A 22,386-nucleotide genomic window follows, 5' to 3' on the forward strand; every position below is an offset into this window, starting at 1 on the left:
TAACTCACGCTACAACTAAATAATCGAGGGTAATATGAGTAATAAACAGCTAATTACGACGATAGGTATAGGTCTGGCCGCTGCATCAGCAGGTATGTTAACAAGGAAAACTTTACAAAAATCGTGGGAAAAGGTTACCAACGAACCAGCCCCAAAAGATAGACCAAGCGAAGAAACCGATCTCAAAGAGGCCGTTACATGGGCAGTAGTTTCAGGTATTGGTGCGGGCGTTGCAAGAATGGCCGTACGTTATGTACTAGACAAGCGCCGGTCAAAATAAACCGACCCAATTAATACCTCTTATAAGTATTAAGCGCGTACTGCGATGAGGTTCTAAAAGCGGCTTGCGACAACCACTCCCTAGTTGTTGCAAGCAACTTGGCAAAACCTAGGGCGCCTTCCGACATGCACTCCTAAATTTTAAGCTGATACACTCTATTAAACATTAACTCCCTTTCAAAGTTGTTGCCTGCCTACAAGCTTGCGTATAATGCCCGTATTCCGGCTACATTTTTTAGCCGCTAACTTGGATTTTAATAATGAAAAAACTCTCTGCAGTGCAAATAAAGCAGCAAGCAGTTGTGCTTAGTACAGCTGAAAAATTAGAAGAGCAAGGTCGCACTGAGCTCCCTGGTATGCTGCAATGTTGGTTTGATGTGGAATATCACTTATTTCCAAGTTCTTTATTGCTATGTTTTCAGTTTGAAAACGAGCAAGCTTTAGCCGCCGCAGAGCCAGATTTATTAAAGTGGCAAAAGCGTTTAAGCGGCGCAATGCTTAAAAAAGGCGTTATTTTAAAAGATATGCGTAAACATTTAGTGTTTACTTTAAAAGGGCCTGATGATTAAAACGAGGTTTTAAAGAACTATAAAGCCTTTCGCTCGTATCGTCGAAGCGCATAAAACTATAATGAAAAGCCGCTGCATTACTGCAACGGCTTTTTACTTTTATCAGAGCTTAAAGTAGTACCTATAAAGATCAATTTTTGACTCAGGGATTTTTATTAGCCGATGATACTAATTGGCCGTTAAACAATACTAATGCACGGCAAAAGCAAATATCAGTCGATTCAACGTTAATTGGTTGCCCTAAGTTAGCAATAGTAGGATAGTAAATTACACATAAAACAATAGCTTTATCTTAGGAGTATTATGATCAAAGTATTATTAGCGACCAGCTTAATTGCCTCTTCATTCGCTGCTTTAAGTAATCCTTTAACTGTTGAAGAACAGCGTATCAACAAAGCACAATCAGCAATGCCAAATGTTTTAAATGCATTTACCCCACAAGTATCAAGTTTTGAGCAACAATTTAAAGAATTAAACGACTTTAAAAGTGCAAAAATTTTAATACAAAACTTTAGCTTTGAACTGTGGGAAAACGCAAAACAACGCATTGTAAAAACCAGTAACTACGACGACCGAGAACTTTACTGGGCACGCCTGCTTTCAAGCAAAGTAATACGCACAACGTCACCTAAATTTTCAATTACGCAGGCTCAACTAAATACTTTACTAACCCTACTTGAGGAAGGCAGCAGAGGACGTACCGATCTTGCTTTTTCATCAGGCAGCACTAAAAAAATATTACTAACGGGCTTTGACCCATTTTTACTCGATAAAAACATAAACCAAAGTAACCCTTCAGGTGTTGCAGCGTTATTACTCGACGGCCAAGTTATTAATTACAACGGCATCAGCGCAGAAATTAATACCGTTATGGTGCCTGTACGCTACGAAGATTTTGATCAAGGCATAATAGAATCACTACTTGCCCCCTACTACGCACTTAATAATGTAGACATGGTAGTAACCGTAAGTATGGGCAGAACAGAATTTGATTTAGAGCGTTTCCCAGGTAAACGCCGCAGTGTAACCGCCCCCGATAATGCCAATATTGTGTATGGCGGAACGCAAACAAGCCCAGTGATACCAAAGCTTAATGGCCGACCACTCCCGGGCAACGAGTTTGTAAAATTTAGCTTGCCAGTAAATTACATGCAACAAGCTAAAGGCCCTTATAAAGTTATCGACAATCACGAAGTCACCACGCTTGAAAAAACCTATAAAGCGGGTTCGTACGGCGAGCTTAAAAATAGTATTGCGGTAAATGGCGGCGGCGGTGGTTACCTGTCTAACGAAATATCGTATAGGAGTATTCGCCTACGCGATGCGCTTAATTCAAGTATACCTACAGGGCATATTCATACCCCACGTATACAACAGTTCGAACCTGAAACAGAAGCTAAAATAGTAAAACAAATAAAGGCAATGCTAGAGCAAAGCTTAGTAGCGCTATAGTTTATAACAACCAATTTAAGCGCGTAAAAAGGGCAATAATATTGCCCTTTATTTTCTCACGCCCCCTCCCACGGTTAATCACATGGTAAACGCATTCTTATACTCTACTCGTCGTGGTCTCGACAGAGTAATTAACTAAATGAGCGACAAACTATAAATCTAAACCTTTAATATGTAGTCAAAATTTGGCGCCTTTGGTTCCACTAGAAAGTCGACTTGCTGCACAGTTGTTATGGGGTTTTGGGGATCTGCATGAAGGCTAAATCCTTTTACCATGCTATAGAAATAATTAACCCCTCGCAGGGCGCTGAGCTTACGGGTAGCGGGAGGGGTGTTGTTGATGTCAATAATAGAGATTATAAGTATAATTTCAAGGCATTTGTTGTTTGGGCCGATACTGGCACTAAACGATGACCGAGGCGAAAGCAGAGGTGCATATTGATACAAATCGACGTGATTACTACTTGGCCTTTTCGAATAAAGAGTTCAAGAAAACACAGCTGTCTGCTTAACCGTAACTTTCTAATGGGTGACCTCTTTAGTTTTCTTGGTTTCTGTTAATATGGACTAAACAATTATTACTTAATTAGTGGAGTAGTCATTGAAGAATGGTACAGTACAAGTCGCTGAGCAAACTAAAAATGTTAGATGAATAATTTAAGCAGCTTTTTAGAATCATTTATCAAGGTTGTATTTTTCAGATTGGCACATAAAATGATAAGATTTATTAGAAAAGTATCGATTTAGAAATAATCAGGGTTTTGACCATGAAAAATACGGATGATGAAATTGAATTTGAAGGTCAAGATGAACTTGAGTTGACTTTCCCCCCTCATCAAATGGGTACAGATACCCAAGTTAGGATAGCAAAAGAACAATCAAGTATTTTCGAGATTCTTCGGAGAGAAGAGCGAGGCGATTTAGTACTTGCTCCTGACTTTCAACGTGAAAATGTTTGGGATAAAAAGCATAAGTCTGAGTTAATAGAGTCTATATTGATGGGTATTCCGATCCCTTTGATTTACCTGTTCGAAAATGAAGATGGCATACGACAAATTATTGATGGTAAGCAACGCATTACATCTTTGAAAGGATTTTTAAATAATGAGTTTACTCTTTCAAACTTGTCTATGTTACCTCATTTAAAAGGTCTTAAATTTAAAGATATTTCTCCATTACTACAGGCAAAGATTGAAGATTATCAACTTCATTCTTATGTTATTCAGCCGCCGACGCCTGAATCAGTAAAATTTAATATTTTTGAGCGAGTTAATCGTGGAGGCGTTAATTTAAATAAACAGGAAATGCGACATGCGCTTTATCAAGGTAAGGCAACAAAACTTATTGAAGACTTAGCTGAAAGTCTTGACTTTAAAAATTCCACTGGTGGTGGAGTTAAATCGAATAGGATGCGCGATAGATATTTAGTATTGAGGTTTGTTGCTTTTTACTTATTAACTACAAACCAACTCCAAAATATTCAATATAGATCTGATGTGGATTCCTTTTTAGCTTCTGTAATGAAGTTTCTCAATACAAGAGCTAATGATGCATTAATTGAACATGCAAAAGCTGCTTGTCTATTTGGGATGAGAAATGTGTATCTAATATTAGGTGATGATGCTTTTCGCTTTACTCCTAAAAATGGTGGAAATAGAAGACCTGTAAATATGGGGCTTTTCGAAATGATAGTCTTTGCTTTTTGCTATATTGATCCAAATAAAATAGCTTTTGAAAAAGCTGAAGAGCTTGTTGAGAAATATAAAATCAAAGTGGATGATGATGAACTTTTTTCTGGTTCGATAGATACCAGTGAACATGTGAAAATACGTTTTGATATTGCCCAACAAATGTCACAAGAGTTAAATAATGCTAAATAAACTAGAGATCTTTAATTTAAAAAGTATAGACAAAGCTTCTTTAAAGTTAGCACCGTTAACTATATTAACGGGAGCTAACTCGTCTGGTAAATCGACTGTTATTCAAGCAATAATGTTATTGATAAAGCATAGTTCTATTAACAACCAATATAGCATGGAAGAATTGGTGCGTTATTTAGATGAATTTAGTTCTATTCGGAATAAAAAACAAAATGCAAAAGAAGTATTCATTGAAGCAATAGACAATAATAAAGAGAGCCATACTGTTAGCATTACTATTAATGGTGTTAAAGTTAACAGTAGCCTAAGTTATCTGTATGAAAATAAGCGAGAGCAAGATAACCCCGAACTATTGTATTTAAATGCGAACAGGATTGGTGCTCAAGATTTAGTACCTATTTCTGAAAGGAAAGTGGGCATTTTAGGTGAGTTTCTATTTTCTACTTTTGAAAAAATGAAAAGGCAAACACTACCTGCTGAATTAGTACATTTTGAAGGTTCAAAGACAATAGCTTATCAGTTAAGTCAATGGCTTAGTTTTATTACGTGTACCCCTTCTGAATTAGTTACAGAAAAGGTAAGCGATCAAGTCAAAGTGGCATTTAAAGTTGAGGATCTTGATAGTAATATTTCTCCCTTTAATTTGGGTGCAGGAATGAGTTATGTTAGTAAAGTCTTAATCATTTGTTTGATAGCAAAAAAAGGGGATTTAATTTTATTAGAAAACCCTGAGATTCAGCTTCACCCGAAAACTCAAGCTTTGCTTGGTGTATTTCTTTCATTTATTGCGAGCAAAGGAATACAACTAATTGTAGAAACACATTGTGAACACTTAATTAATCGTATCGCTTATGAAATTTACGAAGATAGAATCAATACAAATGATGTAGTTATTCACTATAAATCTAGTGTTTCAGAATCATTTTTAACCTTGTTTATTGATGAAAATGGTAAGTTTAATGATATAAATAGCAATGTAATTGGTTTTCCATCTGGATTTTTTGATGCAACCCTCAATGAATTAATGGATATGAGGTAATTCCTGTGTCTAATGGAAAAATGGTCTTGAGTACATCGCTTTTAATAGCATATGAAAACAGAGAAAAGCATCAAAAAAAATACAAAAAACTAATGCAAAAGATAAGCTTACCTTATTTAACAAATCATAAGCAAATGATTGAAGCTAAAGACAAAGGATTAGATATTGTTGATTATGAACGACTGCTTTCTCAATTGGCTAATAGAAGTGATGCTTCACATGAGATTGAACAGCTAGCAACTTTATCTAGCTATAAAGTTATTCTAACGGACGAGGAAAATCCTCAACTTCCATTCGTTAATTATAAAGAAGGTTTGATCGATAAAACTGTATCAGTACATTTAAAACCTGAAGATGATCGAACTTTTTTACTAAATTATTTACGATTAATTTGTTCTAATGCGACCAAAGTAGTCGTTTGTGATAATTATTTGGCAAGCAATTGGGTTAATACGAAAGCACTATTTCTAAGTATTTTACCAAGACAAGCTTTAACAATCGAATATGTCGATACTCCAGATGATATCCAAGCAATTAAAAATAGCCTAAAAATAACGCCTCAGTTTGTTTCAAATATTTACAATAATTGGACAGTACAGGTAAATACTGAATACTCTGGATTTCATGACCGTTATCTAAAAGTTTATTCACCAGAAAGTAATATTGAAATTATGCTTTCGAGTGGTTTTGACCATTTATGGAAAAATAATCCCAAAGAGATAACTTGCGTGTTTCGAGAAATATAAAACAACTGGAAAATAAAAATGGTTTACCTACTTGAAAACTCCACTCAACTAGGCAGCTGAATCAATGAAAAGGTCAGGTCTTGTTTCTTGCCAAGACCAAACACCAATCTCACGTTTAACACCCTTCCCCGTCATCACGCCCTGAAAATAAACAATTGATGAGTAATGTCGCGCATGGATGCGCGATAAGGCGAAACTAGGCCATGGATGGCCTATCTTCGCCGTTTACGTTCACATCAATTGTGCATTGAAGGATTAAGCGTGATGCTCGGGTGCGCTGAGAGTGTCCAGAGAGGGACCAGCGGCAGCCCCTCTTTGGCTGCCGTCGCCAGCGCGACAAAACCTTGAATAAGGTTTCTAATTTCTAGAAGTGTGAAACGCATTCGCGTTATCGGTGATAATAACTTCAAGCACCTATTCAAATACTTGTTCGGGCTGCTGCCCGCGCGTCAGCAAGCTTAACGCCTACAACTAATAACACATACTCTTGGTTTGTGAGCGAGTAAGTATATTTGTGATTTGTTGGGTTTCGTTTCACTCTACCTAGCCTATGCAATTTGTGTTGTTAGGCGAAAGTTAAGTGCTTTCATCACTTTAAAAATAGTTTCCCAACGTGGTTTAGTTTTACCGTTAACTGCTTTATATAAGCTTTCACGGTTTAACCCCGTTGCTTTAGCAATATCACTCACGCCATGCTTTTTAACTAATAAGCCAAGTGCTTCAATAAAGGTATTTGGATCATCATCAGCTAAACACTCTTCTAAAAATGTATTAATTTCTTGCTGTGTTTCCATATAGTCAAACGGGTTAAAATCTGATGTTTGTAGCGCCATAATAATTACTCTAATTTATTCAACTTGCTAAATAAATGTAGCCTAAAAGCTACAATCGCACAATGTTATTTATAACTTTTGGGCTACCGCCCGCGCGTCAGCAAGCTTAACGCCTGCAATAAATAACACATACTCTTGGCTTTTGAGCGAGTAAGTATATTTGTGATTTGTTGGGTTTCGTTTCACTCTACCCAACCTACGTTCATATAATTTATGGCGAATTACTATGCACAAAAAAGCCGTTGCATTGCTGCAACGGCTTTTTTAATTTTTGATAAATTCCCAAACTATAATGGAGCTTACTATCCATTAAAGGTCAAAAAATTAATCTCTGTTCTTAGTCGCGATAAGTCTCAACCGCTGGGCATGAACATACTAAGTTACGGTCGCCGTATACGTCGTCTATACGAGTAACGGTTGGCCAGAACTTGTTTTTAGCCACTGCAGGCACTGGGAATGCAGCGTAAAAACGGTCGTACGCACGGTCCCATTCGTTACCTAACACGTCGCCTTGTGTATGCGGTGCAAACACTAGCGGGTTGTTTTCGATTGACCATTCGCCAGAAATTACTTTTTCAATTTCGCCTTTAATCGATACCATTGCTTCGATAAAGCGGTCAATCTCACCTTTTGATTCAGACTCAGTTGGCTCAATCATTAATGTGCCAGCTACTGGAAACGACATAGTTGGTGAATGGAAGCCGTAGTCTTGCAAGCGCTTAGCTACGTCCATTTCAGTAATGCCTGATAGCTCTTTAAGCGGGCGTAAGTCAACAATACATTCGTGAGCAACACGGTTGTTACGACCACGGTATAAAATTGGGAAGTGCTTGCTTAGCTCATGCGTTAAGTAGTTAGCATTAACGATTGCCATTTCAGTGGCTTGCTTTAAGCCCTCTGACCCCATCATGGTGATGTAAGCCCATGAAATAGGTAAAATAGCCGCTGAGCCGTAAGGCGCTGCCGATACCGCACCGTTACCGATGTTAGTACCTGGTACGTTAATTACGCTGTGGTTTGGCATAAACGGCGCAAGGTGCGATTTAACACCAATTGGGCCAACACCTGGACCACCGCCACCGTGTGGAATACAAAACGTTTTATGCAAGTTTAAGTGCGATACGTCTGAGCCAATAAAGCCTGGGCTTGTTACACCAACTTGCGCGTTCATGTTTGCGCCGTCCATGTAAACTTGGCCGCCGTGCTCATGAATAATGTCACAAATCTCGCGAATTGTTTCTTCGTATACGCCGTGCGTAGACGGGTATGTGATCATGATACACGATAGGTTTTCAGACACTTCCTCAGCTTTCGCTTTTAAATCGGCCATGTCTACGTTACCGTTTTTGTCGCAGTTAACTACCACAATTTTCATGCTCGCCATTTGCGCTGATGCAGGGTTAGTACCGTGCGCAGAGCTTGGGATTAAACATACATTGCGGTGTGCATCGCCGCGTGATTCGTGGTATTTACGAATCGCGATTAAGCCTGCGTATTCACCTTGCGCGCCAGAGTTTGGCTGTAGTGATACTGCATCGTAACCGGTAATGTTTACTAGCCAGTCGTGTAGCTCGCCAATCATTATTTGGTAACCTTCTGCTTGATCTAGCGGGCAGAATGGGTGAAGGTTTGCAAACTCAGGCCACGTAATTGGGATCATCTCAGCAGTCGCGTTTAGTTTCATGGTACATGAGCCTAACGAGATCATTGAGTGATTAAGCGATAAGTCTTTGCTTTCTAGTCGCTTAATGTAGCGAAGCATGTCTGTTTCGCTGTGGTAGCTGTTAAAGTTTGGATGCGTTAGTACTTCGTCGTCACGTACTAAACTTGCAGGAATTGACTCGCTGCCATTTGCTTCAACGTCGGCTGCAATAGCGTCAACACTTAGGCCATGACCTTCGCCTAAAATAATATCGAATAACTCAGCGATATCGGCACGTGTTGTTGTCTCTGATACAGAAATTGAGTACTCGCCTTCGTGGTTTGTTGCAAAGTTTACGCCTTTTGCAATTGCACGCGCTATTACGTCGTCTTTGTTTTCACCTGCAATTGTTAGCGTATCAAACCAAGTGCTGTGCTTAAGTGCGATGCCTTTAGCTTTAAGGCCAGTAGCTAAAATATCAGCAAAGCGATGTATACGCTGCGCGATAGTTTTTAAGCCTTGTGGGCCGTGGTACACCGCGTAAAACGCTGCCATGTTGGCAAGTAATACCTGCGCTGTACAAATGTTTGAATTGGCTTTGTCGCGGCGAATGTGTTGTTCGCGCGTTTGCATTGCCATACGTAGTGCGTCGTTACCTAAACGGTCTTTAGATACACCAATAATACGACCTGGTAATGAACGTTTGTATGCGTCACGTGTTGCGAAAAATGCAGCGTGAGGACCGCCGTAACCCATAGGTACGCCAAAGCGCTGAGCCGAACCAAGTACTACGTCTGCGCCTAGTTTACCCGGTGCTTTTAATAGTAATAAACTCATTATGTCGGCAGCAACACAGGCAATCGCCTTTTTGCTTTGTACGCCAGCAATTAGGTCAGTTATGTCTACTACTTCGCCTGATGTAGTTGGGTATTGGAACAATGCGCCAAAAATATCAAAGTTAACGGCATCTTCTGCTTTACCTACAATTATTTCAAAACCAAACTGCTCGGCACGCGTTGTTACTACGTCGATTGTTTGTGTGTGTACGTCGTCAGCGATAAAAAAGGCATTGGCTTTTTTAGCTTTTGATACACGTTTTGCAAGGCCCATAGCCTCTGCAGCGGCTGTTGATTCGTCAAGGAGTGACGCGCTTGCTAAATCAAGACCGGTTAAATCTAGGGTCATAGTTTGGAAGTTTAATAATGATTCTAAACGCCCTTGTGCAATCTCTGGCTGATACGGTGTGTACGCTGTATACCAACCTGGATTTTCTAGTACGTTACGTAAAATTACGTGCGGTACGTTAGTTGGGTGGTAGCCTTGGCCAATGTACGATTTGAAAACTTTATTTTTGCTTGCTACTGATTTTAGGTAGCTTAGTGTTTCAACTTCAGTACGGCTTTGTCCAACTGTTAACGGTTGTTCTAGACGAATGCTAGCCGGTACAGTTTGGTCAATGAGCTCTTGCACACTCGATACTTCTAAAGCACTTAGCATATCGCTTACTTGTGCTGGGCTTGGCCCAATATGGCGGCGAATAAAATCTTGCTTTTGCTCTAGTTCTTCAAGAGATTTGGCGTTTGACATGAATCCAGATTCCTATGATCCTAAATGCTAATGGGTAACTAGCATTAATTAAAATATTTGACGATTTAACAGCTCACTCAGTATGGGGTTGTGCGCTGTAAAATCATAAAAGCCCCATTTTTATACATTAAACGGGGCTTTTAGTTATCTTCAAAAAATTATTATTCTTCGTCGATAGTGTGCGAGTAACCTTCAGCGTCTAATAAGTTGTCTAGCTCAGACTCGTCAGATGCTTTAATACGGAATAACCAACCGTCGCCGTAAGCGTCGTTGTTTACTGTTTCAGGTGAATCTTCAAGCTCTTCGTTAATAGCAACAATTTCGCCACTGATAGGTGCGTAAATGTCTGATGCTGCTTTAACCGACTCTGCTACTGCACAGTCTTCGCCAGCGTCTACTTCGTCGCCAACTTCTGGTAATTCAACAAATACCATGTCGCCAAGAAGTTCTTGTGCATGCTCAGAAATACCAACAGTAAATGTACCGTCACCTTCGTTGCGAACCCACTCGTGTGAAGGTGCGTATTTTAACTCGCTAGGAATGTTGCTCATTTTATTTGTCCTTTGGTTTATATTGGGAGGATACCAATCGCAATAATTATTGTGATTGGTATAACCAAATTATTTAAATTATTGATTTACCGTTACGTACAAAGCTAGGCTTTACTACTTTAACGTTTACTAATTTTTTACGCATTTCTACTTGAGCTGTATCCCCTGTTGAACGTGGTACACGTGCAAGGGCTACACTAAAACCAAGTGTTGGTGAGAAAGTACCTGAGGTAATAACACCCTCCCCACCGTCAACAATTACTTTAGAACCGCTACGCAACACGCCTTTTTCTTCAAACACTAAGCCAACTAGTTTGTCAGTGCTTTTTTCTGCGCGTTGCTTAACAAGTACGTCACGACCAATAAAGTCGCGATCTTCTGGTTCCCATGCAATGGTCCATGCCATGTTAGCTGCAAGTGGTGATACGCTTTCGTCCATATCTAGGCCGTAAAGGTTCATACCTGCTTCTAAACGTAGCGTGTCGCGTGCACCTAAACCAGCAGGCTTAACCTCTGCGTCTAGCAGTTGTTGCCATAAATCGGCTGCTTGGTCGTTCGGTACTACTATTTCGTAACCGTCTTCGCCAGTATAACCCGTTGTGGCAATAAATAAATCACCTACTTGAACACCAAAAAACGGCTTCATGCCTTCAACAGCTGCTTGTTGCTCAGCATTTAAAAGAGTGGCTGTTTTTGTTTTAGCGTTAGGGCCTTGTACTGCAATCATTGCAAACTCAGGGCGCTCTGTAACCGTTACGTCAAAGTCGCTCGATACGTTAGCTAAATGCGCTAGGTCTTTTTCGCGCGTTGCTGAGTTAACAACTAGGCGGTAAAAGGTTTCGCTAAAGAAATAAATAATTAAGTCGTCTATTACACCGCCTTGCTCGTTAAGCATGCCTGTGTAAAGCGCTTTACCTGGTACGGTTAATTTTGCAACGTCGTTAGCTACTAGCTTACGTAAAAATGCTTGTGCTTGAGGCCCTTCAATATCAACAATAGTCATGTGTGATACGTCAAACATACCTGCGTCGGTACGCACGCTATTGTGTTCTTCTATTTGTGAGCCGTAGTTGATTGGCATTTCCCAGCCATGAAAATCAACCATTTTAGCGCCCGCTTCTAGGTGCTTAGCATGTAGTACAGTTTTAGAAGTCATAACATTCCTTCACGTTTAAATTAACCCTGTTTAGGGCGTGGCTTAAATAGACTTTAATTGCTTAATCGCAATTAAAAACAGGTAAACATTGTTACGTTCACCTGTTGTTTGTATTCGTTATGCGGCTTCACTATGCATAAGTGCAAAACCTTGCGCTTGCATGTAGCTTTGCCATTTTTGTAATTCTTGTTGTTTAGCGACTAATACAAAGTGTTGTTCGTCGTTTTTATCAATGGCGGTAATAAATACATCACCACTTTGCGCACCGTAGCATAGTTGCGCGTCAGAAAGGCGCAAACCTGGTGTTAATTTAAAAGCATTTACTAGAGTATCAAACGCGTTGTCGCCACTTAAAATAAAGCTTGCTAGGTCGGTGCGTACTACATAATCAATATCAAAACGTAGTTGTTGCTCGTTTATAAGTGCTTGTAGTTGAAGGCTTGCGTTGTGTGGCAGTACGAATCTAAAGGCGGTTTCGCTAAAGTAATAAACAGCAAAGCTGTAGTCAGAATTATAGTCGCCATCAAGCGTGCCTTTTAAGCCTAAACCGCTGGCGGTAAGCTTAGTTAAATCAAGGCCTAAAATAGTGCTTAAAAATACACTGGTTTCGGTGCCGCTAAAATCCATTACAACGTGATTGTTGTTAGTTTGCAAAGCGTTAGTAATCGCACTACTTGCGTTGCTGTGGCGGGCAAACATTATTGGGTTAAAAGTCATAACAAACACCTGTGTATTTTCGATTACAAAAGTATATTGCCCACGCCTACCAACAACAAATTGTAATTTTTTATCAATTGATAAATAATACTTATATATATAGCTATATAAATTGTAATTTTAAATATGAAAAACATATCAACAGACGGTTTACGTACTTTTGTAATGGTAGTTGAAATAGGCGGCTTTGCTAAAGCAGGCGATTTACTTGGCCTGTCGCAACCTGCTGTAAGTTTGCAAATAAAGCGCCTAGAAGACGTGCTCGGATATAAACTATTTAAAAAACAAGGACAGCGCCAAGTATTAAACCAGTACGGCGAGCTATTATTGCCTATGGCAAAACAAATGATGCAACACAACGATGCTATTTTGCAGCAGTTCACATCAGAAAACATCGCAGGTAAAGTGCGCTTGGGTATCCCGAGCGAATTTGCTGCGCGTATTTTACCTTCTATTATTGGCGACTTTGTGGCGCTCTACCCTGAGGTGTCGTTAGAAGTTAAGTCGCGTTTAAGTAAACATTTACTTTCGGCTTCTCGCCAAGATCAGTTCGATTTAGTACTTGCGCTAAATGAGCGACTCAACTCTGATAAGTTTCCTATTTTTATGCAAGACGAGCTGGTGTGGGTGGGCGACCTGTCACTTGCGCAAAACGACGTGGTTACGCTAGTTACCGCACCAGAGGGGTGTATTTATCGTCGCCGTGCAATTGATGCATTAAAAAGTGCGGGCATAAAATACCGCATTGTATATAGCAACGCCGATTTAACCGGCCTTATTGCTGCATTAAAAGAAGGCTTAGGTATTACCGTACTTGCTAAAAGCACAGTACCGAGTGAGCTTAACTATCAAGTTCAAACCAAACATTTACCCACTCTTGGTAATATTGGTATTAGTTTAATTAAAAGTTCGGGTGAATCGGATCATGCAGTAGATAAGCTCGCGGAGTTTATAGCGCTACGTTTAGGTTATAGCTAATCAAAACTTTATAACGAGTAAAGCAATTACAAACTAATACAAAAGAAACAATTTAGTTAACAAGGTTGCATAAGTAGGTGCTTTTAGTTCTATTAAACTGAATAATTAAATACTTAATAACATTGATTCGTATTCGTTAACGTGTTCAAATTACGCCAATTAAGATAATTGACATGATTAGGAACACAATGAACCCTAAGTTTTTAGTATCTACCCTGGCAACTGCGGTTGCTTTGTCTTTTAGTGCTACTGCAATAGCAAAAGACACCAGCAATAAAGAACAACGCTTTGAACAAATTACCGTTATTGGCTCAGAACAAGCAATTAACGATATTCCTGGTTCGGCTACGTTTATTTCTGATGAAGAACTTCAAAAATTCAAATTTACTGATATTTCTCGCGTTTTAGCGTCTGTTCCGGGCGTTTACGTGCAAGAAGAAGACGGCTACGGCCTTCGTCCTAATATTGGTATGCGCGGCACAGGTACTGGCCGTAACGATAAAATATCAGTAATGGAAGACGGTGTATTAGTTGCACCAGCACCATACTCAGCACCATCTGCTTACTACTTCCCTACTACGGGTCGTATGGAGTCTATTGAAGTATTAAAAGGCGCGGCATCAGTTAAGTACGGCCCGCGTACTACGGGCGGTGTTTTAAACTTACTTTCGCGCAGCTTACCTACTGAGCCAAATAGCTCAAAAGGTATGGTAGATGCAGCCCTTGGTGGTGATGGTTATTACAAAGGTCACGCTTACTTCGGTAAAGAAAAAAACAACACAGCAGGCTTAATTGAAGTATTTACTTACGGCGCAGACGGCTTTAAAGAGCTGCCAGTAGGTAATGACAACACCGGCTTTGAAAAAACAGATTTACTATTAAAGTTTGGTCATACGTTTGGTCAAAACGATGCGCATAATCTTGAGCTAAAAATTAAGTACTCTGGCGAAACATCAGACGAAACATACATGGGCTTAACTGACGAAGACTATCAAGAAAGTCCTTACCGTCGTTATGCTGCATCGCAAAACGATGAAATGAATACTCGCCATAACGCATACCAACTTAACTACGCGTACCGTTTTGGTGATGGCTATGAGTTTTTAGCTACGGCTTACTTAAACGATTTTCATCGTAACTGGTATAAAGCCAGCAAAGTAAGCAAAAGCTACCTTGAGCAATACAGTGAATTTGAAGCAAACCCGACAAGCGAAGGTATTGAAGGTATTGGTATTAAAGCTAATAACCGCGATTACCAAGCTAAAGGTATTCAGTCTGAATTACATATTCCTGCAGGCGATCACTATGTGACTGTTGGCGTACGTTACCACGAAGACGAAATGGATCGTTTTCAATGGGAAGACAAGTACACACTTAATCAAGACCTAAGCTTAACGCTTACAGAGCAAGGCGTTCCGGGCTCTGACAGCAACCGTGTAGATAGCGCAGAAGCAAGTACCTTGTTTATTCAAGACGAGTGGACAATTGATGCATTAGTAGTAAGTGCAGGCCTTCGTTATGAAGACATTACTATTACGCGTGAAGAGTGGTCTAAATCAGATCCAACACGCAGCAACGGTTTAACTAAAGATGTGTCGAACGACACTGAAATTTTAGTGCCGTCACTAGGTGCTACTTACACGCTTAACGAAAATGTAACGCTACTTGCAGGCATTCAAAAAGGTTATGCACCAGCAGCACCTGGTAATGCTGACCAAGAAGAAGAAGAAAGTGTAAACATTGAGTTTGGCTCTCGCTTTAATATGGATGGCTTTAGCGGTGAAGTAATTGCCTTTTACTCAGACTACAGCAACATGCACGGTAACTGTACTGCAGCGGTTGGTTGTAGCGACGACAACATTGGCGACCAATACAACTACGGTGAAGTAGAAGTAGCGGGCTTTGAATTTAGTGCAGCACGTACGTTTGCAACTGATACAGCTATGTTCCCAGTTAAATTAACGTATACCTACACAGACTCTGAGTTTAAAAACGATTTTGATTCAGAAATTTGGGGCACGGTAGAAAAAGGCGATGCAATGCCTTACGTACCAGAAAACCAAGTAGCGTTATCGTTAGGTGCTGAGTTTTCTGCGTTTGTAGTTAACAGCCAAATACGTTACGTATCTGATGCGCATGCTAACTTAACGCAGTCGGGCTTAAACGCAATTGATAGCCGCGTAGTATGGGATTTAGCTGCTAAATACTTAATCGATGAAAATCAAAAAGTATACCTAAGCGTTGATAACTTGTTTGATAAAACATACGTTGCTAACCGTTCAAACGGTGGCATTCAACCAGGTAAGCCGCGTACTGTACAGATGGGCTACACTTACTCATTCTAAATTGAAAGCTGGTTAAACGGTTCACTAACAGCGTTGATAATTTTTTATGTAAGAACACTACACATCTAAATTATTGCCTTGTTATTAAACCGTTTACCTGCGCTTTGTATGAGATAAACGGTTCACTAACAGCGTTAATAATTTTTTATGTAAGAACACTACACATCTAAATTATTGCCTTGTTATTAAACCATTTACCTGCGCTTTGTATAGGAGAAATGGTTCACTAGCTACGTTAAAAATAACTAATATAAGAACAACTATATTTCGTTATTTTTGCCTTGCTATAGAGTTATTTTCCTATCGCTATAATAGAGCATCAATTGATGCAAAGTTAAAAGCGTAAGTTACAGATACAAAAAAGCCGAGATTGAATTTCAATCTCGGCTTTTTAATACATAAAACTTATCGTTTTATATATTAGTTATTTGCGTTACGTTGGCGCAATACTTCAAACAAACAAATACCCGTGGCTACCGATACGTTTAAGCTTGAAACAGTACCCGCCATTGGGATTTTAACGAGCATATCGCAATGCTCACGCGTTAAGCGTCGCATGCCCTCGCCTTCTGCGCCCATAACAATCGCCATTGGCCCCGTTAAGCTTGCATCAAATACGTGGTTATCAGTTTCGCCAGCAGTGCCTACAACCCATACGCCTGCATCTTTAATTTCGCGAAGCGTGCGTGCAAGGTTAGTCACTTGAATAAGCGGTACTGTTTCGGCTGCGCCACAAGCAACTTTACGTGCTGTGCCGTTAAGCTTGGCAGAGCGATCTTTAGGTACAATTATAGCGTGAACACCAGCAGCGTCTGCACTACGTAGGCATGCGCCTAAGTTATGCGGATCGGTAATACCATCAAGCACAAGTAAAAACGGTGTGTCTTCACGAGCGATTATTGCATCAAGATCTTTTTCGTTAAACGTTGGCGCTGCTTTTACGTTGGCAATAATACCTTGATGCTGCTCACCCTTTGATTTGCTATCAAGGGCTTTACGCTGCATAAACTGTACTGAAATACCAAACTTACGTGCTTCATCAATAATCGGAGTTGAGCGTTTGTCGTCACGACCTTTAAGGGCGTAAATTTCTACAAAGCGCTCTGGTTCGCTTTCTAAAATTGCTTCAACAGAGTGAAAGCCAAAAATTAATTCATTACTCACGTATTATCTGCTCCTGGGCTAGTACTTTTACGGGCATTTTTGCCAGCTCTTTTAGGCTTTTTAACTGCCTTCTTCTTCGGCTTTTTCTTTACGGCAGTGTCTGCTGCTTTTTTATCTGCGGGTTTAGTTGCAGACTTATTTGCAGGCTTGCCTTTATCTTTATTTGCTGGCTTTTTTTTACCTTTTGGTTTGTCATCGCTGTGCGACTTTTTACCCGGTACTTTGCCTGCTTTTAATTGCGAACGCACACTTGCTGGCGCATGCTCAGATTTACCTGAACCTTTTTTTGGCGCACGACGACGTGAGTATCTGTCTTGTGCAACATCGCCTTTAAGCGTTAAGTTGATACGGCGATCGTCTAAACTAACCGACGCAACTTTTACTGTTACTTTATCGCCAAGGCGATAAACTTTGTGAGAGTGCTCACCTATTAGGGTGTGTTTTGCAGCGTCATGTGCAAAAAATTCGTCGCCTAAATTAGTAACATGAATAAGCCCATCAATTTGTAAATCGTCTAAACGAATAAACAAACCAAAGTTAGTGACCGATGAAATAACACCGTCAAACTCGTCACCTACATGATCTTGCATAAACTCACATTTAAGCCAGTCGGCTACTTCGCGAGTTGCATCATCGGCGCGGCGCTCTGTGGTAGAACACTGCTCACCAAGTTGATCAACTTCGTCGTCGGTATAAGCGTATTCGCCAGACGTTTGCTGACCTTGTGCTTTTATAACTGCTTTAATAGCACGATGTACTACTAAATCTGGGTAACGACGTATTGGCGATGTAAAGTGCGCATAAGCCGATAACGCTAAACCAAAGTGACCAATGTTATCTGGCTGATATACAGCTTGTTTCATTGAACGCAGTAGCATAGTTTGAATAAGTTCGGCTTCTGGGCGGTCACCTAGTCGCGCTAATACTTGAGTTATTTCTTTTGGCGTTGGCTCGTCGCTTAATGTGCTTTCGATACCTAACTCGCCTAAAAACTTAGTAAAGTTACCTAGCTTTTCGCTGTCTGGTTCGTCATGCACACGATAAAGAGCGCTTGCTTCGTGCTTTTCAAGAATTTTAGCCGCCGATACGTTGGCTAAAATCATACATTCTTCAATTAGTTTGTGCGCATCGTTACGAATAACAGGCACTATTGATTCTATTTTACGCTGAGCGTTAAATACAAAACGTGTTTCTAGGGTTTCAAACTCAATGGCACCACGGTCTTGGCGTGCTGCTTTAAGTGCCATATACATTTGCTGTAAGTCAGTTAAATGTGGCACTACGGCTGAGTATTCTTCGCGTAGTTTTTCGTCGTTTTGTAAAATGGCATTTACTTTGGTGTAAGTTAAACGTGCATGCGAGTTCATTATCGCTTCGTAAAACTTATAGCCCGAAAGTTTACCCGAGCTCGATACGGTCATTTCGGCAACCATACATAAGCGATCTACTTTTGGATTAAGCGAACATAATCCGTTAGAAAGCACTTTTGGTAGCATCGGAATTACTTGCTCAGGAAAATACACTGAGTTACCACGCAAAATTGCTTCTTTGTTAAGCGGCGTGTTCATTCCTACGTAATGCGATACATCGGCAATGGCAACCCATAAGCGCCAGCCACCCGATTTTTTAGGTTCACAGTATACGGCGTCATCAAAGTCGCGAGCGTCTTCGCCATCAATAGTTACAAGTGGTAAGTCACGTAAATCTACGCGGCCTTGTTTGTCAGCGTCTTCAACAAACTCACCTAGGTGAGCAACTTGTGCTTCAACTTCTTCTGGCCATACATGTGGAATATCGTGATTGCGCAGTGCGACTTCGATTTCCATACCTGGGGCTAAATGCTCACCAAGTACATCAATAATTTTACCTACCGCGTTCATGTTACGGCTTGGATTTTGAGTAATTTTAACCTGCACCATTTGGTTATGGCGGGCACCGTTTTCGTTGCCTGGTAAAATCATTATATCTTGCGTTATGCGCGGGTCTTCAGCTACCACAACGGCAACACCATGCTCTACAAAGTAACGGCCAACAATTGGCGCGCGCTCGTTAGTAAGCACTTTTATAATACGTGCATCGCATTTTGAGCCAGAGCCACGTTTAGTGCCTTTAGCTAGTACAATGTCGCCATGTAACACCATATTCATTTGGTGCTTAGCAATAAACCAATCTTTACTCTCGCCTTCAACTTCTAAAAAGCCAAAACCGTCTCTGTGGCCTATTACTTTGCCTTTGGTTAAACCGGCTTCGTCAATTAGGGCATAGCATTTAAATTTATTAAAATACAGCTGTCCGTCACGCTCCATAGCGCGAAGGCGGCGTTTAAATGCTATTTGGCGTTCGTCATCGTTTACTGCTAGTTCTTCACATAATTGCGCGTAGTTAGCAGGTTTTGAACGCTCTTGAAGGTGAGTAAGTATAAACTCACGACTAGGGACTGGGTTTTCGTACTTTTCTTGTTCTCGACTGAGATTTGGATCTTGGTTTGACATTCACTATCTTGTTAGTTGGTTATGTAGGTATTTTAACCCATATAGTTATAATGAGACAGGTAAAAGCGATTAAACTTTTAAGAAAGCACTTTTACCTTGCTGTTTATCTTGCTGTATAGTTTAAAAATCTAGCGCAATGGGGCTTAACGACCCCTTAACTGCAAAGTGTTTAGCCATGTCGTAGTAATGCTAAAACCCTTTCGCGCTAAATACTTATTTATACTATTTTTTTTGTAGGTTTTTCCAGAGCAGTTTGCTTATATTATCAATAAAGCTTGGGTCTTCTTCTTTCATTGTAAGTAAAATTTGCTTATTCATTTGTGATTTGTTTTGAGCGTAAATCCAGCGGTTTTTATTAAACTGCTGGGCAAACTCAAGTGCACCCGCTTGTAGTTCATCGTTATTTGCAAACACAGCTTCAACCACTTTATTGTCTAGCAACTGCTGTGCACCAACACGCTCTCCTGACATAGCTAAACGATTAAAGAAGGTTTGCGAAATAGCTTTATTAATTATAGGAAACATCGACGGTACAAACGGCACCATTACGTCCACTTCAGGAAAACAAAAGAAGCCTTTATCTGACTTCATAAATCTAAAATCGCACGCACACGCAAGCACCGAACCATTGCCATAGGTATGCCCGTTTAACGCAGCAATAATAGGCATAGGAAAAGTAACTATGCGCTTAAACAAGTCACTTATTTGAATCATAAAGTCAGAAATTGCAGCAGGTAAAATACTTGGATTAGACATCCATTGAAGGTCGATGCCTAATGACCAGTTTTTGTCACTCGAGGACGTTAGAATAACTGACTTAATATTTTGATCTGCTTCAATGTGGTCAAGGTGTAAATTAAACTCAACCAAAAACGCTGGATTGTGGCGGTTTTCAGCGGTATTCATGGTGAGTATAGCGGTGTTATTTTTAGTTGTTAGTTCTATTAGATTTGCCATTAAACCCTCTTTTAACGCTTTTTAAGCTAATTTTAAGCTAATTTTAAGCTAATTTTAAGCGCTGTTCGTTACTTTTATAAGTAATACTTTGCTTATAATTTATAAACCCACTATTTAAAGCCATCCTTTTTGTTTAGCTATACGCGCAGCATCTATACGGTTAGTGGCGTTTAGCTTAACAATAGCGTCTGATAAATAATTACGTGTAGTACCTTCGCTTATAAATAACTGCTTGGCTATGTCGCTTGTTTTAAGGCCGTCGCTTGCAAGTTTAAGTGCTTTGCGTTCTTTATCGGTAAGCGGATCTGCGTCGTCTAATGCATTAATAGCAAGCTCTGGGTCTATCACTTTTTGCCCCTGCATTACTTTTTTAAGCGCATTTATTAGCTCTTCACTGGGTGCTTCTTTTAAAATAAAACCTTTAACGCCTGCCGTAAGCGCTCGCCTAATATAACCCGCACGAGAGAATGTGGTCATAATAACCATTTTTATAGCGGGGAACTTAGCGGCTATTTTTTCACTCAGCTCTATACCATTCATGGTTGGCATTTCTATATCGGTTAAAATTATATCGGGATGTAAATCACTATCAAGCGCTTCAATTGCATTAAGTGCATCTTGCCCGTTACTTGCTTGCCCAATAATCTCAATATTAAAATCGAGTCCTAACAATGCTGCTACTGCGTCGCGCACAAGCGCTTGATCTTCCACTAAATACACTCTGATCATTATAAATCCTTAGCTGAAATTGGTAGCATTACATTTAAAGTAAAAATATCGCCACAGGTAAATGTTGCACTACCATTGAGTTGCTCTGCTCGCTCTTTAATACCATTTAGGCCATTGCCCGAATTTAATGTGGAGCACGGTGCACGATCAATAACGGTAATGAGTAGCTGCTGCGCTGTTTGTTCTATATTTATTTCGCAATTTTTTGTGCTGCTATGACGTAGCAAATTGGTAACGGCTTCTTTAATTATAAGGCCTGCGATGCCCTCTACTTTAGCGGGTAGAGTATTTAAAACTACATTAAATGAAACGTTAAAGTCTTGTTCTATTAATCTTTGTTTTAACTGTGCTACTTGGCTAACAAGGTTAAGCTGTTTTAAATCACTAACGGCGCTTCTTACATCACTGAGTAACTGCCTTGCCAGATCGGCCACTTGTGCAATTTCGCTATTTGCTTGAGCGTAACGCTCACCTTGGTTTAATTTATTTGCAAGCTCAGCTTTTAAAGCAATAGATGACAGTGAATGGCCTAAAATATCATGCAAGTCGCGGGCTATCCGTTCACGCTCAGCAATTGCTGCTAATTGCTCTAATTGGTTAGCGTTTTCTTGCTCACGTTTTTTGTACAGGCTCTCTCTTTTAGCTGCAATACCGTAACTAAATAAGGCTGCACATAAAATCAAAGCAACGGCTAAAAAGTATTGCACCTTCCCTATATCACCAATATATGCGCTTAATAAAACCATAGATATAATCGCGAGTGCAGCATAAATTCTTTGATGGTAACTGTATGCATAGCCTGCTACGTACGCTGCAAAGCCAAATAAAGTAGGAGTACCTGTGGTGTAAAACGTGGCGCAAAAACAAATTAATAGCATGGCTACAAACAACTTGGTCACCCCTGCACTTTTACAGTTTATTGCTTTTACATATAGAAGAATAAAAGCAACATAAAAGGCTAAAGACATCGTTATTTGGTTAGCAGTAAAGCTCGCAAAATTAATTATTAGTGGGAGTAAATAAAAGCCTGTAAAAATTAAATGCCCATATTTCCAAAAACCTTTATCACTTTGTTGAGAAAAGGAGTTAAGCGAGCTCATACTAATACCTCTGGCATATTATTTTTACTTATAGCACTATTTTTATTAATAAATATAAATAACATAAAAATGCACGCCAGCATAAAGCAATCTGCGTACGTAATCGTAAAACTTAACGCCTCTAGCACTTCATTAATAGTTAAGCTGATTAAAATTAAAGAATTCATAAT

Annotated in this window: 18 protein-coding genes; 8 read left to right on the forward strand and 10 right to left on the reverse strand. The window is 39.9% G+C overall.

What is annotated here, in order from left to right:
• Positions 1–34: 34 nt before the first annotated feature.
• From I6F43_RS04625 to I6F43_RS04650, 6 genes are all read left to right on the forward strand, one after another.
• Positions 35–280: a DUF4235 domain-containing protein gene (locus I6F43_RS04625; protein ID WP_002958040.1), complete on the forward strand. Its 246-nt coding sequence runs from the start codon at positions 35–37 to the stop codon at positions 278–280.
• A 259-nt stretch (positions 281–539) separates the two neighbouring features.
• Complete coding sequence (locus tag I6F43_RS04630; RefSeq protein WP_197101250.1) at positions 540–848, forward strand: hypothetical protein; 309 nt, start codon at positions 540–542, stop codon at positions 846–848.
• 303 nt (positions 849–1,151) lie between these two features.
• On the forward strand, positions 1,152–2,300 hold the full coding sequence (locus tag I6F43_RS04635) for a hypothetical protein (RefSeq protein ID WP_197101252.1): 1,149 nt from the start codon (positions 1,152–1,154) through the stop codon (positions 2,298–2,300).
• A 767-nt stretch (positions 2,301–3,067) separates the two neighbouring features.
• Positions 3,068–4,180 carry a DUF262 domain-containing protein gene (locus tag I6F43_RS04640; protein WP_024596319.1) on the forward strand — a complete coding sequence of 371 codons (1,113 nt, stop codon included), beginning with the start codon at positions 3,068–3,070 and terminating at the stop codon, positions 4,178–4,180.
• Positions 4,170–5,219, forward strand: a complete 1,050-nt coding sequence (locus I6F43_RS04645) for an AAA family ATPase (protein ID WP_197101254.1) — start codon at positions 4,170–4,172, stop codon at positions 5,217–5,219. Before I6F43_RS04640 ends, I6F43_RS04645 begins: the two co-directional genes overlap by 11 nt.
• Positions 5,220–5,224: 5 nt before the next feature.
• Positions 5,225–5,965: a hypothetical protein gene (locus tag I6F43_RS04650; protein WP_024596317.1), complete on the forward strand. Its 741-nt coding sequence runs from the start codon at positions 5,225–5,227 to the stop codon at positions 5,963–5,965.
• Positions 5,966–6,513: 548 nt separating this feature from the next.
• Here I6F43_RS04650 and I6F43_RS04655 read toward each other — a convergent pair.
• The 5 genes from I6F43_RS04655 to I6F43_RS04675 form a co-directional block, all read right to left on the reverse strand.
• On the reverse strand, positions 6,514–6,798 hold the full coding sequence (locus I6F43_RS04655; RefSeq protein WP_024596316.1) for an addiction module antidote protein: 285 nt from the start codon (positions 6,796–6,798) through the stop codon (positions 6,514–6,516).
• A gap of 337 nt (positions 6,799–7,135) precedes the next feature.
• A complete protein-coding gene (gene gcvP, locus I6F43_RS04660; RefSeq protein WP_197101256.1) occupies positions 7,136–10,027 on the reverse strand; it encodes an aminomethyl-transferring glycine dehydrogenase in 2,892 nt (963 codons plus the stop codon).
• 161 nt (positions 10,028–10,188) lie between these two features.
• Complete coding sequence (gcvH, locus tag I6F43_RS04665; RefSeq protein WP_002958029.1) at positions 10,189–10,578, reverse strand: glycine cleavage system protein GcvH; 390 nt, start codon at positions 10,576–10,578, stop codon at positions 10,189–10,191.
• Between the two features lie 73 nt (positions 10,579–10,651).
• A complete protein-coding gene (gcvT, locus tag I6F43_RS04670) occupies positions 10,652–11,734 on the reverse strand; it encodes a glycine cleavage system aminomethyltransferase GcvT (protein ID WP_197101259.1) in 1,083 nt (360 codons plus the stop codon).
• Between the two features lie 117 nt (positions 11,735–11,851).
• Entirely contained in the window at positions 11,852–12,451 is a 600-nt protein-coding gene (locus I6F43_RS04675) for a hypothetical protein (protein ID WP_197101261.1), read from the reverse strand.
• Positions 12,452–12,577: 126 nt separating this feature from the next.
• Here I6F43_RS04675 and I6F43_RS04680 point away from each other — a divergent pair, with 126 nt between their 5' ends.
• The gene (locus I6F43_RS04680; RefSeq protein ID WP_007579940.1) at positions 12,578–13,429 is read left to right on the forward strand and encodes a LysR family transcriptional regulator; all 852 of its coding nucleotides are present in this window, start codon (positions 12,578–12,580) and stop codon (positions 13,427–13,429) included.
• 188 nt (positions 13,430–13,617) lie between these two features.
• Positions 13,618–15,774 carry a TonB-dependent receptor family protein gene (locus tag I6F43_RS04685; protein WP_197101263.1) on the forward strand — a complete coding sequence of 719 codons (2,157 nt, stop codon included), beginning with the start codon at positions 13,618–13,620 and terminating at the stop codon, positions 15,772–15,774.
• A 420-nt stretch (positions 15,775–16,194) separates the two neighbouring features.
• On the opposite strand, the gene rlmB is transcribed toward I6F43_RS04685, so the two are convergent.
• From rlmB to I6F43_RS04710, 5 genes are all read right to left on the reverse strand, one after another.
• The gene (rlmB, locus tag I6F43_RS04690; RefSeq protein WP_007378377.1) at positions 16,195–16,938 is read right to left on the reverse strand and encodes a 23S rRNA (guanosine(2251)-2'-O)-methyltransferase RlmB; all 744 of its coding nucleotides are present in this window, start codon (positions 16,936–16,938) and stop codon (positions 16,195–16,197) included.
• A complete protein-coding gene (rnr, locus tag I6F43_RS04695; protein ID WP_101164445.1) occupies positions 16,935–19,430 on the reverse strand; it encodes a ribonuclease R in 2,496 nt (831 codons plus the stop codon). The genes rlmB and rnr overlap by 4 nt, the downstream gene beginning before the upstream one ends.
• A 222-nt stretch (positions 19,431–19,652) precedes the next feature.
• Positions 19,653–20,387 carry an enoyl-CoA hydratase/isomerase family protein gene (locus I6F43_RS04700; RefSeq protein WP_197101265.1) on the reverse strand — a complete coding sequence of 245 codons (735 nt, stop codon included), beginning with the start codon at positions 20,385–20,387 and terminating at the stop codon, positions 19,653–19,655.
• 114 nt (positions 20,388–20,501) lie between these two features.
• Complete coding sequence (locus I6F43_RS04705) at positions 20,502–21,116, reverse strand: response regulator transcription factor (RefSeq protein ID WP_197101267.1); 615 nt, start codon at positions 21,114–21,116, stop codon at positions 20,502–20,504.
• Complete coding sequence (locus I6F43_RS04710; protein ID WP_197101269.1) at positions 21,116–22,216, reverse strand: sensor histidine kinase; 1,101 nt, start codon at positions 22,214–22,216, stop codon at positions 21,116–21,118. The genes I6F43_RS04705 and I6F43_RS04710 overlap by 1 nt, the downstream gene beginning before the upstream one ends.
• Positions 22,217–22,386: the final 170 nt, after the last annotated feature.

The sequence above is a fragment of the Pseudoalteromonas sp. NZS71_1 genome, from assembly GCF_015864305.1.
GTDB lineage: Bacteria > Pseudomonadota > Gammaproteobacteria > Enterobacterales > Alteromonadaceae > Pseudoalteromonas > Pseudoalteromonas arctica.

Excerpts from the sequence above, each read along its gene's own strand:
- I6F43_RS04625 (WP_002958040.1), top strand. The coding sequence starts at position 35 with ATGAGTAATAAACAGCTAATTACGACGATAGGTATAGGTCTGGCCGCT.
- I6F43_RS04630 (WP_197101250.1), top strand. The coding sequence starts at position 540 with ATGAAAAAACTCTCTGCAGTGCAAATAAAGCAGCAAGCAGTTGTGCTT.
- I6F43_RS04635 (WP_197101252.1), top strand. The coding sequence starts at position 1,152 with ATGATCAAAGTATTATTAGCGACCAGCTTAATTGCCTCTTCATTCGCT.
- I6F43_RS04640 (WP_024596319.1), top strand. The coding sequence starts at position 3,068 with ATGAAAAATACGGATGATGAAATTGAATTTGAAGGTCAAGATGAACTT.
- I6F43_RS04645 (WP_197101254.1), top strand. The coding sequence starts at position 4,170 with ATGCTAAATAAACTAGAGATCTTTAATTTAAAAAGTATAGACAAAGCT.
- I6F43_RS04655 (WP_024596316.1), bottom strand. The coding sequence starts at position 6,798 with ATGGCGCTACAAACATCAGATTTTAACCCGTTTGACTATATGGAAACA.
- gcvP (WP_197101256.1), bottom strand. The coding sequence starts at position 10,027 with ATGTCAAACGCCAAATCTCTTGAAGAACTAGAGCAAAAGCAAGATTTT.
- gcvH (WP_002958029.1), bottom strand. The coding sequence starts at position 10,578 with ATGAGCAACATTCCTAGCGAGTTAAAATACGCACCTTCACACGAGTGG.
- gcvT (WP_197101259.1), bottom strand. The coding sequence starts at position 11,734 with ATGACTTCTAAAACTGTACTACATGCTAAGCACCTAGAAGCGGGCGCT.
- I6F43_RS04675 (WP_197101261.1), bottom strand. The coding sequence starts at position 12,451 with ATGACTTTTAACCCAATAATGTTTGCCCGCCACAGCAACGCAAGTAGT.
- I6F43_RS04680 (WP_007579940.1), top strand. The coding sequence starts at position 12,578 with ATGAAAAACATATCAACAGACGGTTTACGTACTTTTGTAATGGTAGTT.
- I6F43_RS04685 (WP_197101263.1), top strand. The coding sequence starts at position 13,618 with ATGAACCCTAAGTTTTTAGTATCTACCCTGGCAACTGCGGTTGCTTTG.
- rnr (WP_101164445.1), bottom strand. The coding sequence starts at position 19,430 with ATGTCAAACCAAGATCCAAATCTCAGTCGAGAACAAGAAAAGTACGAA.
- I6F43_RS04700 (WP_197101265.1), bottom strand. The coding sequence starts at position 20,387 with ATGGCAAATCTAATAGAACTAACAACTAAAAATAACACCGCTATACTC.
- I6F43_RS04705 (WP_197101267.1), bottom strand. The coding sequence starts at position 21,116 with ATGATCAGAGTGTATTTAGTGGAAGATCAAGCGCTTGTGCGCGACGCA.
- I6F43_RS04710 (WP_197101269.1), bottom strand. The coding sequence starts at position 22,216 with ATGAGCTCGCTTAACTCCTTTTCTCAACAAAGTGATAAAGGTTTTTGG.